Source organism: Variovorax sp. GW821-FHT09B01 (assembly GCF_059418345.1).
The window spans coordinates 377,976-392,428 of the sequence record NZ_JBWKPQ010000003.1 but is presented as its reverse complement, the minus strand read 5'-3'; the positions used below and the strand labels follow the sequence as shown (position 1 = coordinate 392,428).

The 14,453-nt window shown below is 66.7% G+C and carries 11 protein-coding genes and 1 pseudogene; 10 read left to right on the top strand and 2 right to left on the bottom strand.

What is annotated here, in order from left to right:
- Positions 1 to 145 precede the first annotated feature (145 nt).
- From AC07RV_RS13230 to AC07RV_RS13190, 9 genes and pseudogenes are all read left to right on the top strand, one after another.
- Positions 146 to 448: pseudogene (locus AC07RV_RS13230) on the top strand (winged helix-turn-helix transcriptional regulator); the annotation flags it as partial.
- A 280-nt stretch (positions 449 to 728) separates the two neighbouring features.
- Entirely contained in the window at positions 729 to 1,079 is a 351-nt protein-coding gene (locus AC07RV_RS13225) for an FKBP-type peptidyl-prolyl cis-trans isomerase (RefSeq protein ID WP_057594512.1), read from the top strand.
- A 237-nt stretch (positions 1,080 to 1,316) separates the two neighbouring features.
- Positions 1,317 to 1,880 (top strand): nucleotide exchange factor GrpE, encoded by a 564-nt coding sequence (gene grpE, locus AC07RV_RS13220; protein WP_093343144.1) that lies wholly within the window; start codon positions 1,317 to 1,319, stop codon positions 1,878 to 1,880.
- A 124-nt stretch (positions 1,881 to 2,004) separates the two neighbouring features.
- Positions 2,005 to 3,948 (top strand): molecular chaperone DnaK, encoded by a 1,944-nt coding sequence (gene dnaK, locus AC07RV_RS13215; RefSeq protein WP_057594514.1) that lies wholly within the window; start codon positions 2,005 to 2,007, stop codon positions 3,946 to 3,948.
- Positions 3,949 to 4,068: 120 nt separating this feature from the next.
- The gene (gene dnaJ / locus AC07RV_RS13210) at positions 4,069 to 5,208 is read left to right on the top strand and encodes a molecular chaperone DnaJ (RefSeq protein ID WP_057594515.1); all 1,140 of its coding nucleotides are present in this window, start codon (positions 4,069 to 4,071) and stop codon (positions 5,206 to 5,208) included.
- A gap of 39 nt (positions 5,209 to 5,247) precedes the next feature.
- Positions 5,248 to 6,270, top strand: coding sequence for a hypothetical protein (locus AC07RV_RS13205; RefSeq protein ID WP_296778316.1), 1,023 nt, complete (start codon positions 5,248 to 5,250; stop codon positions 6,268 to 6,270).
- A 611-nt stretch (positions 6,271 to 6,881) separates the two neighbouring features.
- The gene (locus tag AC07RV_RS13200) at positions 6,882 to 8,804 is read left to right on the top strand and encodes a PrkA family serine protein kinase (RefSeq protein ID WP_093343147.1); all 1,923 of its coding nucleotides are present in this window, start codon (positions 6,882 to 6,884) and stop codon (positions 8,802 to 8,804) included.
- A gap of 60 nt (positions 8,805 to 8,864) precedes the next feature.
- Positions 8,865 to 10,157: a YeaH/YhbH family protein gene (locus AC07RV_RS13195; RefSeq protein WP_093343149.1), complete on the top strand. Its 1,293-nt coding sequence runs from the start codon at positions 8,865 to 8,867 to the stop codon at positions 10,155 to 10,157.
- Positions 10,154 to 11,728 (top strand): SpoVR family protein, encoded by a 1,575-nt coding sequence (locus AC07RV_RS13190; RefSeq protein ID WP_057594518.1) that lies wholly within the window; start codon positions 10,154 to 10,156, stop codon positions 11,726 to 11,728. The genes AC07RV_RS13195 and AC07RV_RS13190 overlap by 4 nt, the downstream gene beginning before the upstream one ends.
- Before the next feature lie 7 nt (positions 11,729 to 11,735).
- On the opposite strand, the gene aroQ is transcribed toward AC07RV_RS13190, so the two are convergent.
- The gene (aroQ, locus tag AC07RV_RS13185; protein WP_057594519.1) at positions 11,736 to 12,176 is read right to left on the bottom strand and encodes a type II 3-dehydroquinate dehydratase; all 441 of its coding nucleotides are present in this window, start codon (positions 12,174 to 12,176) and stop codon (positions 11,736 to 11,738) included.
- A 39-nt stretch (positions 12,177 to 12,215) separates the two neighbouring features.
- Positions 12,216 to 13,187, bottom strand: a complete 972-nt coding sequence (locus AC07RV_RS13180) for a LysR family transcriptional regulator (RefSeq protein ID WP_296778324.1) — start codon at positions 13,185 to 13,187, stop codon at positions 12,216 to 12,218.
- 185 nt (positions 13,188 to 13,372) lie between these two features.
- Here AC07RV_RS13180 and AC07RV_RS13175 point away from each other — a divergent pair, with 185 nt between their 5' ends.
- Positions 13,373 to 14,452 (top strand): BMP family ABC transporter substrate-binding protein, encoded by a 1,080-nt coding sequence (locus tag AC07RV_RS13175; RefSeq protein WP_296778327.1) that lies wholly within the window; start codon positions 13,373 to 13,375, stop codon positions 14,450 to 14,452.
- The last annotated feature ends 1 nt before the right edge of the window (position 14,453 follow it).

Genomic DNA, 14,453 nt, shown 5'->3' with positions numbered 1-14,453 from the left:
GTAGCATCGTAATCATTTGAGCTATAGTCCCCGGCCGGAGCGAAGGCCGGACAGCGGTCCGCCAACCATCAAAAAAGAGCGAGGCCGAGGCACTGCCCACGGGCCGGCCTCCCGCGCAGCACAGATCGCAGAGGAGATGATGACGATGAGTTCCAAGGAAAACGCAGCCATCAGCCAGTTGCTCGCGCTGCTCGAGGCCCGCTATGCGCTGCGTGTGCTCTGGGCCCTGCGCGACGGCCATGCCCAGACCTTCCGGCTGCTGCAGGACAGCGTCGGCGGCATCACTCCCAACACCCTCAACACCCGGATCAAGGAACTGCGCGAAGCCGGCGTGGTGAGCCACGGCGGCGACGGCTACAGCCTCACGCTCAGCGGCCAGGACCTGCTCAAGCGGCTGTCCGACCTGCAGGCCTTCGCGAGCAAGTGGCAGCTCGGCCAGGCCAAGAAGGCGGCGGCGCAACCGGCCGCCGCGGTGCCGCCCGCGGCATCCGCCTCGGCGCCATCGGCAGCGCCCGCGCCGCAGCCGAGCTCGCCACCGCTGCCTGCGCCCGCCTCGCCGCCGCCCTCCCCGCCCTCCTCGCCGATCCCCCCGCCGATCTCGGACTGAACCCGGCGGCGCCCCGTCCGGCAAACGCCGTCCGCCGGCCTCGGTAAACTCCGCGCCTTCGATCCCCGGATCGATGCCCTTCTTTCATCTCGCGAACATACCGACGCAAGGAGCGTTCACCATGCCCACCACTCCCTCCGGCCTGCAATACGAAGACACCGTCGTCGGCGACGGCGCGGAAGCCAAGCCCGGCCACCACGTGCACGTGCACTACACCGGCTGGCTCTACAACGACGGCGTGCAGGGCGCCAAGTTCGACTCGAGCCGCGACCGCAACGACCCGTTCGCGTTCTCGCTCGGCGCCGGCCAGGTCATCAAGGGCTGGGACGAAGGCGTGGCCGGCATGAAGATCGGCGGCCAACGCACGCTGATCATCCCGGCCTCGCTGGGCTACGGTGCCCGCGGCGCCGGCGGCGTGATCCCGCCGAACGCCACCCTGAAGTTCGACGTCGAGCTGCTCGACACCCACTGATCGAGCGCGGGCCCTCGGCTCGAAGGCCCTGCGAAGGGCCTTTTTCATCGCCGGGCCGCCCCAAGATGGAAAACGCCCCTTGGGGGCAGCGACCTCACGGAGTGAGGGAGCTCGGGGGCCATCTTTCATGCCCATGCGGCCTTTTCGGCCGCATTTTTTCGCTTGAAAAGCCTCCGGCGGGCCCCAACTGGCCCGCAATCGTTTGTTTCCAGCCCATCGATCAATCCGCTTCAAAAGATGTCCGATCCGCAACAATCCGCCCCGAATTCGCAAACCCTGCACGGCGAGCCCAGCCCTGAAGAGCTGGAGGCCGCGCAAGCCGCCAACGAGGCGGACGCGCTGGCCGCGGCCCAGGGCGAGCTCGCCGCCCTGCAGGCCAAGAACGCCGAACTGGCCGACCAGTACCTGCGCGCGCAGGCCGACGTGCAGAACGCCCGCCGCCGCGCCGACGACGAGATTTCCAAGGCCCGCAAGTTCGCGGTCGAAGCCTTCGCCGAGAGCCTGCTGCCGGTGACCGACAGCCTCGAGGCCGGTCTCGCCATCAAGGACGCCACCCCCGAGCAGATCCGCGAAGGCGCCGAAGCCACGCTGCGCCAGCTCAAGAGCGCGCTCGAGCGCAACAAGGTGATCGAGATCGCGCCGGCTCCCGGCAGCAAGTTCGATCCGCACCAGCACCAGGCGATCTCGGTGGTGCCCGCCGACCAGGAACCGAACACCGTGGTGGGCGTGCTGCAGAAGGGCTACACCATCGCCGAGCGCGTGCTGCGCCCCGCGCTGGTCACCGTCAGCGCCCCGAAGTAAGCCGCTGCGCCCTTCTCCCCGTCCACACGAATTCCACAGGAAAACCCCGTCTCTTCCCTTGAATAGACCCGGGTTATCCACAAGTTCATAACAACATATTTTTCAGGTTTCAGGAGTACAGAACATGGCAAAGATCATCGGCATCGACCTCGGCACCACCAACTCGTGCGTGTCGATCATGGAAGGCAACACCACGCGCGTGATCGAGAACTCGGAAGGCGCGCGCACCACGCCTTCGATCGTCGCGTACCAGGAAGACGGTGAAGTGCTGGTCGGTGCCTCGGCCAAGCGCCAGGCCGTCACCAACCCCAAGAACACGCTGTACGCGATCAAGCGCCTGATCGGCCGCAAGTTCGAGGAAAAGGAAGTGCAGAAGGACATCGACCTGATGCCCTACACCATCGCCAAGGCCGACAACGGCGACGCATGGGTGGAAGTGCGCGGCAAGAAGATGGCGCCGCAGCAGGTCAGCGCCGACATCCTGCGCAAGATGAAGAAGACCGCCGAAGACTACCTCGGCGAAGCCGTGACCGAAGCCGTGATCACGGTGCCGGCCTACTTCAACGACGCCCAGCGCCAGGCCACCAAGGACGCCGGCCGCATCGCGGGCCTCGACGTCAAGCGCATCATCAACGAACCCACCGCCGCGGCGCTGGCCTTCGGCCTCGACAAGCAGGACAAGGGCGACCGCAAGATCGCCGTGTACGACCTCGGTGGCGGCACCTTCGACGTCTCGATCATCGAGATCGCCGACGTGGACGGCGAGAAGCAGTTCGAAGTGCTGTCGACCAACGGCGACACCTTCCTCGGCGGCGAGGACTTCGACCAGCGCATCATCGACTACATCATCGGCGAGTTCAAAAAGGAACAGGGCGTCGACCTCAGCAAGGACGTGCTCGCGCTGCAGCGCCTGAAGGAAGCGGCCGAGAAGGCCAAGATCGAGCTGTCGAACAGCGCCCAGACCGACGTCAACCTGCCCTACATCACGGCCGATGCCACCGGTCCGAAGCACCTGAACATCAAGCTCACGCGCGCCAAGCTCGAGAGCCTGGTCGACGAGCTGATCGAGCGCACCATCGCGCCCTGCCGCCTGGCCATCAAGGATGCCGGCATCAGCGTGAGCGACATCAACGACGTGATCCTGGTCGGCGGCATGACCCGCATGCCCAAGGTGCAGGACAAGGTCAAGGCCTTCTTCGGCAAGGACCCGCGCAAGGACGTGAACCCCGACGAGGCCGTGGCCGTCGGCGCCGCCATCCAGGGCCAGGTGCTCTCGGGCGACCGCAAGGACGTGCTGCTGCTCGACGTGACCCCGCTGTCGCTGGGCATCGAGACCATGGGTGGCGTGATGACCAAGATGATCACGAAGAACACCACGATCCCGACCAAGTTCGCGCAGACCTTCTCGACCGCCGAGGACAACCAGCCGGCCGTGACGATCAAGGTGTTCCAGGGCGAACGCGAAGTGGCCGCGGGCAACAAGCTGCTCGGCGAGTTCAACCTCGAGGGCATCCCGCCGGCCTCGCGCGGCACGCCGCAGATCGAGGTGAGCTTCGACATCGACGCCAACGGCATCCTGCACGTCGGCGCCAAGGACAAGGGCACCGGCAAGGAAAACAAGATCACCATCAAGGCGAACTCGGGCCTGTCGGAGGACGAGATCCAGAACATGGTGAAGGACGCCGAGCTCAACGCGGCCGAGGACAAGAAGAAGGTCGAGCTGGTGCAGGCCCGCAACCAGGGCGAGGCCATGGTCCACAGCGTGCGCAAGTCGCTGGGCGAGCACGGCGACAGCCTGGACGCCGGCGAGAAGGAAAAGATCGAGACCGCGATCAAGGAACTCGAGGACGTGGTCAAGGGCGAGGACAAGGCCGCGATCGAAGAGAAGACCAACACGCTGATGACCGCGAGCCAGAAGCTCGGCGAGAAGATGTACGCCGACGCGCAGGCCGCGGCCGGTGCCGCCGGCGGCCCGGGTGCCTCGGCTGGCGCGGAAGCTGCGAGCAGCGCCCCGGCCGACGACAACGTGGTCGACGCCGAGGTCAAGGAAGTCAAGAAGAAGGACTGAGCGTCCGCTCGGTCGAACGGGGCTGGAACACCTGAAAGGGTGCTCCAGCCTTTCTCGCTTCGATCGATCCCCGTTCCCGAAGAGACCTGAAGACCGCCCCGCCGCCCGATCGAACCTGCCATGGCCACCAAACGCGACTACTACGAAACCCTCGGCGTTCCCAAGAACGCGAGCGACGACGAAATCAAGAAGGCTTATCGCAAGCTCGCGATGAAGCACCACCCGGACCGCAACCACGGCGACACCAGCAAGGACGCCGAGGCCAAGTTCAAGGAGGTGAAGGAAGCCTATGAAATGCTGTCGGACGGCCAGAAACGCGCGGCCTACGACCAGTACGGCCACGCCGGCGTCGATCCCAACATGCGCGGCGGCCCGGGCGCGGAAGGCTTCGGCGGCTTCGCGGAAGCCTTCGGCGACATCTTCGGCGACGTGTTCGGCGGCGGTGGCCGCGGCCGTGCCGGCGGCGGCCGCCAGGTGTTCCGCGGCAGCGACCTGAGCTACGCGATGGAGATCACGCTCGAGGAAGCGGCCGAGGGCAAGGAAGCCCAGATCCGCATCCCGAGCTGGGACGACTGCGGCACCTGCAAGGGCACCGGCGCCAAGCCGGGCACCAAGCCGATCACCTGCACCACCTGCCACGGCGCGGGCGCGGTGCAGATGCGCCAGGGCTTCTTCAGCGTGCAGCAGACCTGCCCGACCTGCCATGGCAGCGGCAAGATCATTCCCGAGCCCTGCGCGACCTGCCACGGCCAGGGCAAGATCAAGAACAACAAGACGCTGGAAGTGAAGATCCCGGCCGGCATCGACGACGGCATGCGCATCCGCAGCACCGGCAACGGCGAACCCGGCACCAACGGCGGGCCGCCCGGTGACCTCTACATCGAGATCCGGCTCAAGAAGCACGAGCTGTTCGAGCGCGACGGCGACGACCTGCACTGCGTGGTGCCGGTCAGCGTCACCACCGCGGCGCTCGGCGGCGAGATCAACGTGCCCACGCTCAAGGGCAACGCGGCCATCGACATTCCCGACGGCACGCAGAGCGGCAAGCAGTTCCGCCTGCGCGGCAAGGGCATCAAGGGCGTGCGCTCGAGCTACCCGGGCGACCTCTACTGCCACGTGCGCGTCGAGACGCCGGTCAAGCTCACCGAGCACCAGCGCAAGCTGCTGAAGGAGCTCGACGAGTCGCTCAAGAAGGGCGGCGAGAAGCACAGCCCCACCGACAAGGGCTGGTTCGACAAGGCCAAGGAATTCTTCAGCTGAGGACGCGCGGCGCGCGTCCCGACCCACGGCATTCCGCCCATGCCCCTGTTCGACGAACTCGCGGCCTGGCGCCGCGCCACCGCGGCGCAGCGTGAAGCCGCCGCGCGGGACCTCGCGGCGCAACTGCCCGCGGGCTTCGTCTTCGACGGCATCCGGCGCTTCGCGCTCGGCGGTGTCGCGCACGACGTGGCGCAGTACACGGCCGGCGGCGCCCTCTTCTCCCTGATTCCGGGCGGCCCGGCCACGCTGGGCTTCGACGTCGGCGGCTGGCGGCCCACGCCCGCGATGCACGAAAGCTGGCAGGGCATGGCGGAGGAATACGGCCTCGAGGAAAGCCTGGCCGACTACGTGGCCGCGCGCAGCGCCCGCGTGCGCGAGGTGGCGCTGCCGCCGCTGCTGGCCGAGACCCTTCATGCCGAGGTCGGCTGGCAGCCCATCGATCCCGCGGGCGAGAAGGTGCGGGCGCTGCTCGCCGAGCACCCGCGCGGCGTGACCGAGCATGCGGACATCGTGACCCGGGTCGAGGTAGCGCCCGATGGCCGCGTCAGCGCCTGGCAGGCCGACGAGGACGCCCTGAGCCATGCGCTGGTCGCCAACGGCTTCGCCGCGCAGGGCTTCCGCCTGCCGAGCCCCGACGAATGGGAGCACCTGTGCGCGGCCGGCGCACGCGGCTTCTTCCGCTGGGGCGACGAGGCGCCGATGGACCGCTACCCCACCGACATCAGCCCCGAGGAAGCCGAATGGCGCCGCCAATGGGTGCGGGCCGCGGGCCAGCTCGAGAAACCGGCGGCGGGCTTCGCCAGCGACTGGGAATTCCACCGCGTGCCCAACGCCTGGGGCCTGCAGATCGCGGCCGACCCCTACAAGTACGAACTGACCGCGCAACGCGGCCTCACGCGCGGCGGCGATGGCGGCTGCGCCATCTGCGGCGGCGCCGGTTTTCTCTCGGGCTGGTTGCCGCTCGCAAGCGCCTGGCACGACCCCGACTTCTGCGAGCACGCGCCCGGCGAGGAGATTTCGCTGGGCTACACCGTGGCGCGCCGCATCCTGCCGCTGGCCTGAGCCTCGTAACCCTTTGGTTTGCGGCCGCGCACGCAAACGGTGCTCCTCGAACGCCTTCGGTGCCACGCACCACAACGGCGCCTTCTCCCGCTTCCCTCCGACTCGCAACTGGCGCGCTTTCCCACGCCGCGGCGCGCGCGCCGCTCATCAAAAGATGGCGCGTAGATTGCTTTTAGATATTTTTTGAATGTGCAATAAACCCAAACGGGAGCTGCCGCGTTATTGAAGGACAGCGTTGTTTTTTTGAGTCAGTGGGCTCAATAGGAGGTGCTTGCCGTTAAAACACGCAAAGGACGCATATGTCGATTGCCATAGGTATTTTCACTGGCAAACTGGTTTACCCGAACCCGTTTGCGGAACCTGGGAATTTAGCTGGAATTCGCAAACTCGTGCACGAATTTTTTGTTGAACTTTACTCGTGACTGTGGTTCTGAATTAACAACTATTTCCTGGGTGCACTCTTTGCTTTATGCTGATTGTGCAGATTGTGTTTAAGGGAGTTTTCCAAGGCATGCAGCCCTGGGCGGCCACACCTTTTTCAAAAGATGCGACGCTTTCGGACTGCAGGATTTCGGGCTTTAAAGGCCCGCTGACTTGACGGAGGCGTGACCATGGATGTGATCAGCAACTTTGCAGCGCGTTACGAGCGCACTCGCGAAGAGGTCCTTTCACTGCAGGACTACCTGGAACTCTGCAAACGGGATCCGATGGCCTATGCCACGGCTTCCGAGCGCATGCTCAAGGCCATCGGCGACCCCGAACTGGTCGACACCCGCAACGACTCCCGCCTTTCGCGCATCTTCGCCAACAAGGTCATCAAGATCTACCCGGCGTTCAAGGAGTTCTACGGGATGGAGGAGGCCATCGAGCAGGTGGTGTCCTATTTCCGCCACGCCGCGCAGGGCCTGGAGGAAAAGAAGCAGATCCTCTACCTGCTGGGCCCGGTCGGCGGCGGCAAGAGCTCGATCGCCGAGCGCCTCAAGCAGCTCATGGAACACGTGCCCTTCTACGCGATCCACGGCTCGCCCGTGAACGAATCGCCGCTCGGCCTGTTCGACGCGGCCGAGGACGGCGAGATCCTCGAGAAGGAATTCAACATCCCGCGCCGCTACCTGCAGCGCATCCTGTCGCCCTGGGCCGTCAAGCGGCTCGAGGAGTACGGCGGCGACATCCGCCAGTTCAAGGTGGTGAAGCGCTACCCGTCGGTGCTGCGCCAGATCGCGGTGGCCAAGACCGAACCCGGCGACGAGAACAACCAGGACATCTCCTCGCTGGTCGGCAAGGTCGACATCCGCAAGCTCGAGACCTATGCCCAGGACGACCCGGACGCCTACGCCTACTCGGGCGGCCTGTGCCTGGCGAACCAGGGCCTGCTCGAGTTCGTGGAAATGTTCAAGGCGCCGATCAAGGTGCTGCACCCGCTTTTGACCGCCACGCAGGAAAGCAACTTCAAGGGCACCGAGGGCTTCGGCGCGATCCCCTTCGACGGCATCGTGCTGGCCCACAGCAACGAGAGCGAGTGGAAGGCCTTCCGCAACAACAAGAACAACGAGGCTTTCCTCGACCGGATCTACATCGTCAAGGTGCCCTACTGCCTGCGGGTGTCCGAGGAGATCAAGATCTACGAGAAGCTGGTGCGCAACTCCTCGCTGGCCCAGGCGCCCTGCGCACCCGGAACCCTGCGCATGATGGCGCAGCTGTCGGTGCTCACGCGGCTCAAGGAACCCGAGAACTCGAGCATCTTCAGCAAGTCGCAGGTCTACGACGGCGACAACCTCAAGGACACCGATCCCAAGGCCAAGTCGATCCAGGAGTACCGCGACTACGCGGGCGTCGACGAGGGCATGAGCGGCGTCTCCACGCGCTTCGCCTTCAAGATCATCTCCAAGGTCTTCAACTTCGACAGCTCTGAGGTGGCCGCCAACCCGGTGCACCTGATGTACGTGCTCGAGCAGCAGATCGAGCGCGAGCAGTTCCCGCAGGAGGTCGAGCAGAAGTACATCAGCTACATCAAGGAGCTGCTGGCGCCGCGCTATGCCGAGTTCATCGGCAAGGAGATCCAGACCGCCTACCTCGAGAGCTACAGCGAGTACGGCCAGAACATCTTCGACCGCTACGTGACCTATGCCGACTACTGGATCCAGGACCAGGAGTTCCGCGACGTCGACACCGGCGAGGTCTTCGACCGCGCCTCGCTCAACGGCGAGCTCGAGAAGATCGAGCGGCCGGCCGGCATCGGCAACCCGAAGGACTTCCGCAACGAGATCGTCAACTTCGTGCTGCGCGCGCGGGCCGGCAACAACGGCCGCAACCCGGCATGGACCAGCTACGAGAAGCTGCGCGCGGTGATCGAGAAGAAGATGTTCTCCAACACCGAGGAGCTGCTGCCGGTGATCAGCTTCAACACCAAGAGCAGCGCCGACGAGCAGAAGAAGCACGAGGACTTCGTCACGCGCATGGTCGAGAAGGGCTACACCGCCAAGCAGGTGCGCCTGCTGTGCGAGTGGTACCTGCGCGTGCGCAAGAGCTCGTAGCGCGCACCGCCAACGGAGCACGCCAACGCCCATCGTTTTGCAAGGAGCTTTGAAACCATCGTGGCCATCCTGCAGCAGATCATCGACCGCCGGCTCTCGGGCAAGAACAAGTCCATCGGCAACCGCGAGCGCTTTCTCCGGCGCTACCGCGGCCAGATCCAGGAGGCGGTGCGGCGGGCCGTGAGCGGCCGCAACATCCGCGAACTGGAACAGGGCGAGGATGTGACGCTGCCGCGCCACGATGTGTCGGAGCCGGTGTTCGGCCATGCGCGCGGCGGCGACCGCGAGTACGTGCACCCGGGCAACCAGGAGTACGTGCGCGGCGACCGCATCAAGCGCCCCGAGGGCGGCCAGGGCGGCGGCTCGGGCAGCGGCGAGGCCAGCGACAGCGGCGAGGGCAACGACGACTTCGTGTTCCACCTCACGCGCGAGGAGTTCATGCGCGTGTTCTTCGACGATCTCGCGCTGCCGCACCTGATCCGCACGCAGATCGCCGACGTGCCCGAATGGAAGAGCCACCGCGCGGGCTTCACCAGCGACGGCACGCCCAACAACCTGCACGTGGTGCGCTCGATGCGCGGCGCGCTGGCCCGGCGCATCGCGCTCGGCGGCGAACCGCGCAAGGAACTGCGCCGGCTCGAGGCGCACCTGCTGCACCTGAGGGCGCATCCGCAGGCCACGCAGCCCTTCATCCAGAACGAGATCGCCGAGACCGAGGCGCGCATCGAGGAGTTGCGCCGCACCGCGCGCCACGTGCCCTACATCGATCCGATCGACCTGCGCTACCGCAACCGCGTGAAGACGCCGGTGCCCAGCGCCAAGGCCGTGATGTTCTGCCTCATGGACGTCTCGGGCTCGATGGACGAGGCGCGCAAGGACATGGCCAAGCGCTTCTTCATGCTGCTGTACATGTTCCTCACGCGGCACTACGAGACCATCGACCTGGTGTTCCTGCGCCATCACACGCAGGCGCAGGAGGTCAGCGAGGACGAGTTCTTCCACGCCACCGAGACCGGCGGCACCGTGGTGTCGAGCGCGCTGGTGCTGATGGACGAGATCGTGCGCGCGCGCTACCCCAGCGGCGAATGGAACATCTACGGCGCGCAGGCCAGCGACGGCGACAACTGGCACCAGGACAGCGGGCGCTGCCGCCAGCTGCTCGAGGAGAACATCCTGCCGAAGGTGCGCTACTACGCCTACGTGCAGGTGGCCGAGACCGAGCAGAACCTGTGGCAGGAATACGCGCAGCTCGAGGGCATCGAGCCCAACTTCGCGATGCGCAAGGTGTCCGAGGCCAGCGACATCTACCCCGTGTTCCGCGACCTGTTCAAGAAGGAAGGAGCCAGCGCATGACCCCCGCCGACCGCCCTCCTTCGGCACCGCCGCTGCCGACCGCCGCCACCATCCCGCAAGGCAAGCTCGAACGGTTGCCCAGCCCCTCGGACTGGACCTTCGACCTGATCGAGCGCTACCACACCGAGATCGCGCGCACCGCGCGCGGCTACGGCCTCGACGTCTACCCGAACCAGCTCGAGATCATCACGGCCGAGCAGATGATGGATGCCTACGCGAGCGTGGGCATGCCGATGATCTACAGGCACTGGTCGTACGGCAAGCAGTTCATCGCCACCGAGAAGAACTACCGCCGCGGCCACATGGGGCTGGCCTACGAGATCGTGATCAACTCCGATCCCTGCATCGCCTACCTGATGGAAGAGAACACCATGGCCATGCAGGCCCTGGTGATCGCGCACGCGGCCTATGGCCACAACAGCTTCTTCAAGGGCAACTACCTGTTCCGCATGTGGACCGATGCGTCCTCGATCATCGACTACCTGGTCTATGCGCGGCACTACATCGCCGAATGCGAGGAGCGCCACGGCGTGGACGAGGTCGAAAAGCTGCTCGACTCCTGCCATGCGCTGATGAACTACGGCGTGGACCGCTACCGCCGGCCGCAGAAGCGCTCGCTGGCGCAGGAGAGCGCCCAGCGCGCCGAGCGCGAGCGCCATATGCAGCAGCAGGTCAACGACCTCTGGCGCACCCTGCCGCGGCGCAGCGAGCAGAACGCCGGCTCGGAATCCGCGCCGCGCTTTCCGCTCGAGCCGCAGGAGAACCTGCTCTATTTCATCGAGAAGAACGCCGCGCTGCTCGAACCCTGGCAGCGCGAGGTGGTGCGCATCGTGCGCAAGATCGCACAGTACTTCTACCCGCAGCGCCAGACCCAGGTCATGAACGAGGGCTGGGCCACCTTCTGGCACTACACGCTGCTCAACACCATGTACGACCGCGGCCAGCTCGACGACGGCTTCATGATGGAGTGGCTGAGCTCGCACACCGGCGTGATCTTCCAGCCGCCGGTGGGCCACCGCGCCTACAGCGGCATCAACCCCTACGCGCTCGGCTTCGCGATGTACACCGAGCTGCGCCGCATCTGCGAGAAGCCCACCGACGAGGACCGGCGCTGGTTCCCCGACTTCGCGGGCAGCGACTGGGTGGCCACGCTCGACTACGCGATGCGCAACTTCAAGGACGAGAGCTTCGTGGGCCAGTTCCTGAGCCCGAAGACCATGCGCGACTTCCGCCTGTTCGCGATCCGCGACCACCAGAGCGAGTCCGAGCTCGAGGTCTCGGCGATCCACGACGACAGCGGCTACCAGGCGCTGCGCGAATCGCTGTCGCGCCAGTACGACCTCGGCAGCCGCGAGCCCGACATCCAGGTCTGGAACGTCAACATGCGCGGCGACCGCTCGCTGACGCTGCGCCACACCCAGCGCAACAGCCTGCCGCTGCACGACGATGCCGAGGAGGTGCTCAAGCACGTGGCGCGGCTGTGGGGCTTCGACGTGCACCTCGAGAGCGTCGATGCGCAGGGCCGCATCAGCCGCAGCTGGAAGGCGTCGGCGCCGCGGGCGCTGTACTAGCCGAGCTTCAGGGCACCAGCGCGGCGATCGCCAGCGTGTAGCCCTTCACGCCCAGCCCCACGATGATTCCGCGCGCCGCCGGCGAGATGTACGAGCGGTGGCGGAACTCCTCGCGTGCATGCACGTTCGAGATGTGCAGCTCGATCAGCGGCACGCTCGCGCCCTTGATGGCGTCGTGCAGCGCGATCGAGGTGTGGGTGTAGGCCCCCGGGTTCATCACCACGCCGAGCATGGTGCCGGCCGCCACCTCGCGGCCCGCTTCCTGGATCCAGTCGACCAGCACGCCTTCGTGGTTGGTCTGGCGGCACTCGATCGCCACGCCGAGCTTCGCGCCCGTTTCATGGCACAGGCGCTCCACGTCGGCCAGCGTGTCGCGGCCGTACTGTTCGGGCTCGCGCGTGCCCAGGAGGTTGAGGTTGGGGCCGTTGAGGACGAGGATTTTCTTCATGATGGATCGGGCTGGCAGCACGCGTCGGACGGGCCGCCATTATGGTCTGGCACCCGCCCTGCCCCGCCGGGCCGCGGACGAGCCGACGTAGTAGTTGTACGAGTCGATGTCGACCACGCAGCGCGCCATCAGGTCGACGAAGGCGCGCAGCTTCTGCCCCATGTAGCGCTGCCGCTGGTAGGCGCAGTAGATGCGCCGCGGCTGCGGCTGCCACTGCGGCAGCACCGGCACCAGCACGCCCTGCGCCAGCTCGGGCCGCACGAAGAAGGCCGGCAGCAGCGCGATGCCCAGGCCGTCGATGCAGAAGGTCTTCATCACCCAGTGGTCGTTGGTCTCGAAGGCGGGTTCGGGCCGGTAGGCATGGCGGCCCGACGCGCCCGACACCAGCAGCACCTGCGACGGCCCCGCGGCCTCCTTCATCACGATCGCGCGGTGCGCCGCCAGATCGTCGGGCGTGCGCGGCGTGCCCTGGCGCTCGAGGTACTGCGGGCTCGCATAGAGGCCGTAGTTCAGTTGCCCCAGCAGCTTGGCCACGAGGTTCGGCGCGTCGGGCGGCTCCGAGCACACGTAGCAGTCCACGTCGCCGATGGCCGGCGCGTTCGGCCGGCTCGCCACGTCGAGCTGGCAGCGCACGTTGGGATGCGACTCCAGGAACAGTTTCACCACGTGGCAGACGAAGGAGGTGCCGAACTGGGTGTCCGACAGCAGCGAGAGGCTGCCCGACACGCCGGTGGTGATCTCCTGGATCTCGGTGCGCGCCGTCTCGAGCCGGCCCGTGACCTCGCCGAGCAGGTCCTCGCAGCGCACGAAGAAGGCGCGGCCCGCCTCGGTCGCGGTGATGCGGCGCGAGCTGCGCATCAGCAGCTGCGCGCCCAGCAGTTCCTCCAGCCGCGTGAGCTGCCGGCTCAGCGTGGCCTTCGAAACCCCCGACAGGCTCTCGGCCCGCGTGAGGCTGCCGCTTTGCACGACGAGCACGAAGGCCTGCACCAGCGCCAGGTCGATGCCGGTCACGCACACTCCCTGTCGGCGAAGGTCGGCCGTTTCAGAAATGAAAAGTTGCGTCTCGGCATGTGGCTTTCATCGGAGGGCGGGAAACGGTACGGTCTGCGCGGGCGTAGCGAATGCTATGCCATGCCCCGCCGAGACCTCGAGCCCTCGAGGTCCGAGCCCCACTCCCCACGACAGGAGAACCCCCGATGCACAGCCCTGCCCGCCGCACCCTGCTTTCCGCCGGCGTTGCCGCCTCCCTGCTGCCATTGCGCAGCGCCTGGGCCGCCGGCCCGCTCAAGATCGGCTTCGTCTTCCTGGGCCCGGTCGGCGACACGGGCTGGACCTACCAGCACGACCTCGGCCGGCGCGAGCTCGAGAAGAACCTCGGCGCCCAGGTCAGCGTGCGCACCGTGCCCGACACCAACGAAGGCCCGGACTCCGAGCGCGTGGCGCGCGAGCTGTCGGCCGACGGCTGCCAGCTGATCTTCGGCGCCTCCTTCGGCTACATGAAGCCGATGCTCACGGTCGCCAACGACAACCCCGGCGTCCAGTACCTGATCGCGAGCGGCTACCAGACCGCGAAGAACTTCGGCGGCTACAACGCGCGCTGGCACGAGGGCGGCTACCTCGCGGGCATCGTGGCGGGCCGGACCACGCGCTCGAACATCATCGGCCTCGTCGGCGCCCACCCGGTGCCCGACGTGATGTGGTATCTCAACGCCTTCGCGCTCGGCGCGCGCAGCGTCAATCCGAAGGCGATGGTGCATGTGGTGTTCGTCAATTCGTGGTTCGACCCGCCGAAGGAGCGCGACGCCGCGGTCGCGCTGATGAACCAGGGCGCCGACGTGCTCACGCATTTCACCGACACGCCCGCCGTCGCCACCGCCGCCGAGGCGCGCGGCGTGGGCGCCATCTCGTTCCACTCCGACATGCGCAGCCACGCGCCCAGGAACTACCTCACCGGCGTCACCCACCACTGGGGCGGCTTCTACACCCGGGTGGCGCGCGAGGTGATGGCCGGCAGCTGGAAGCCCGGCCTCTACCTCGGCGGCATCGGCGACGGCGTGGTGAAGATGGCGCCGATGGGCCCGCGCGTGCCGAAGGAGGTCGCCGAACTCGTGCAGGCGAAGGAGCGCGACATCGCCAGCGGCAAGCTGCAGGTGTTCGCCGGTCCCATCAAGGACCAGAAGGGCGCGGTCCGCGTGGCGGCGGGTGCCCGCGTCGCCGACGCGGACCTCGGCCGGATGGACTGGTTCGCCGAGGGCGTGGTGGGCGGCTCGCGTTGAA

Coding starts and splice junctions, on each gene's coding strand:
- AC07RV_RS13200 (WP_093343147.1), top strand. CDS start 6,882: ATGGATGTGATCAGCAACTTTGCAGCGCGTTACGAGCGCACTCGCGAA.
- AC07RV_RS13175 (WP_296778327.1), top strand. CDS start 13,373: ATGCACAGCCCTGCCCGCCGCACCCTGCTTTCCGCCGGCGTTGCCGCC.
- AC07RV_RS13205 (WP_296778316.1), top strand. CDS start 5,248: ATGCCCCTGTTCGACGAACTCGCGGCCTGGCGCCGCGCCACCGCGGCG.
- aroQ (WP_057594519.1), bottom strand. CDS start 12,176: ATGAAGAAAATCCTCGTCCTCAACGGCCCCAACCTCAACCTCCTGGGC.
- AC07RV_RS13225 (WP_057594512.1), top strand. CDS start 729: ATGCCCACCACTCCCTCCGGCCTGCAATACGAAGACACCGTCGTCGGC.
- AC07RV_RS13190 (WP_057594518.1), top strand. CDS start 10,154: ATGACCCCCGCCGACCGCCCTCCTTCGGCACCGCCGCTGCCGACCGCC.
- grpE (WP_093343144.1), top strand. CDS start 1,317: ATGTCCGATCCGCAACAATCCGCCCCGAATTCGCAAACCCTGCACGGC.
- dnaJ (WP_057594515.1), top strand. CDS start 4,069: ATGGCCACCAAACGCGACTACTACGAAACCCTCGGCGTTCCCAAGAAC.
- dnaK (WP_057594514.1), top strand. CDS start 2,005: ATGGCAAAGATCATCGGCATCGACCTCGGCACCACCAACTCGTGCGTG.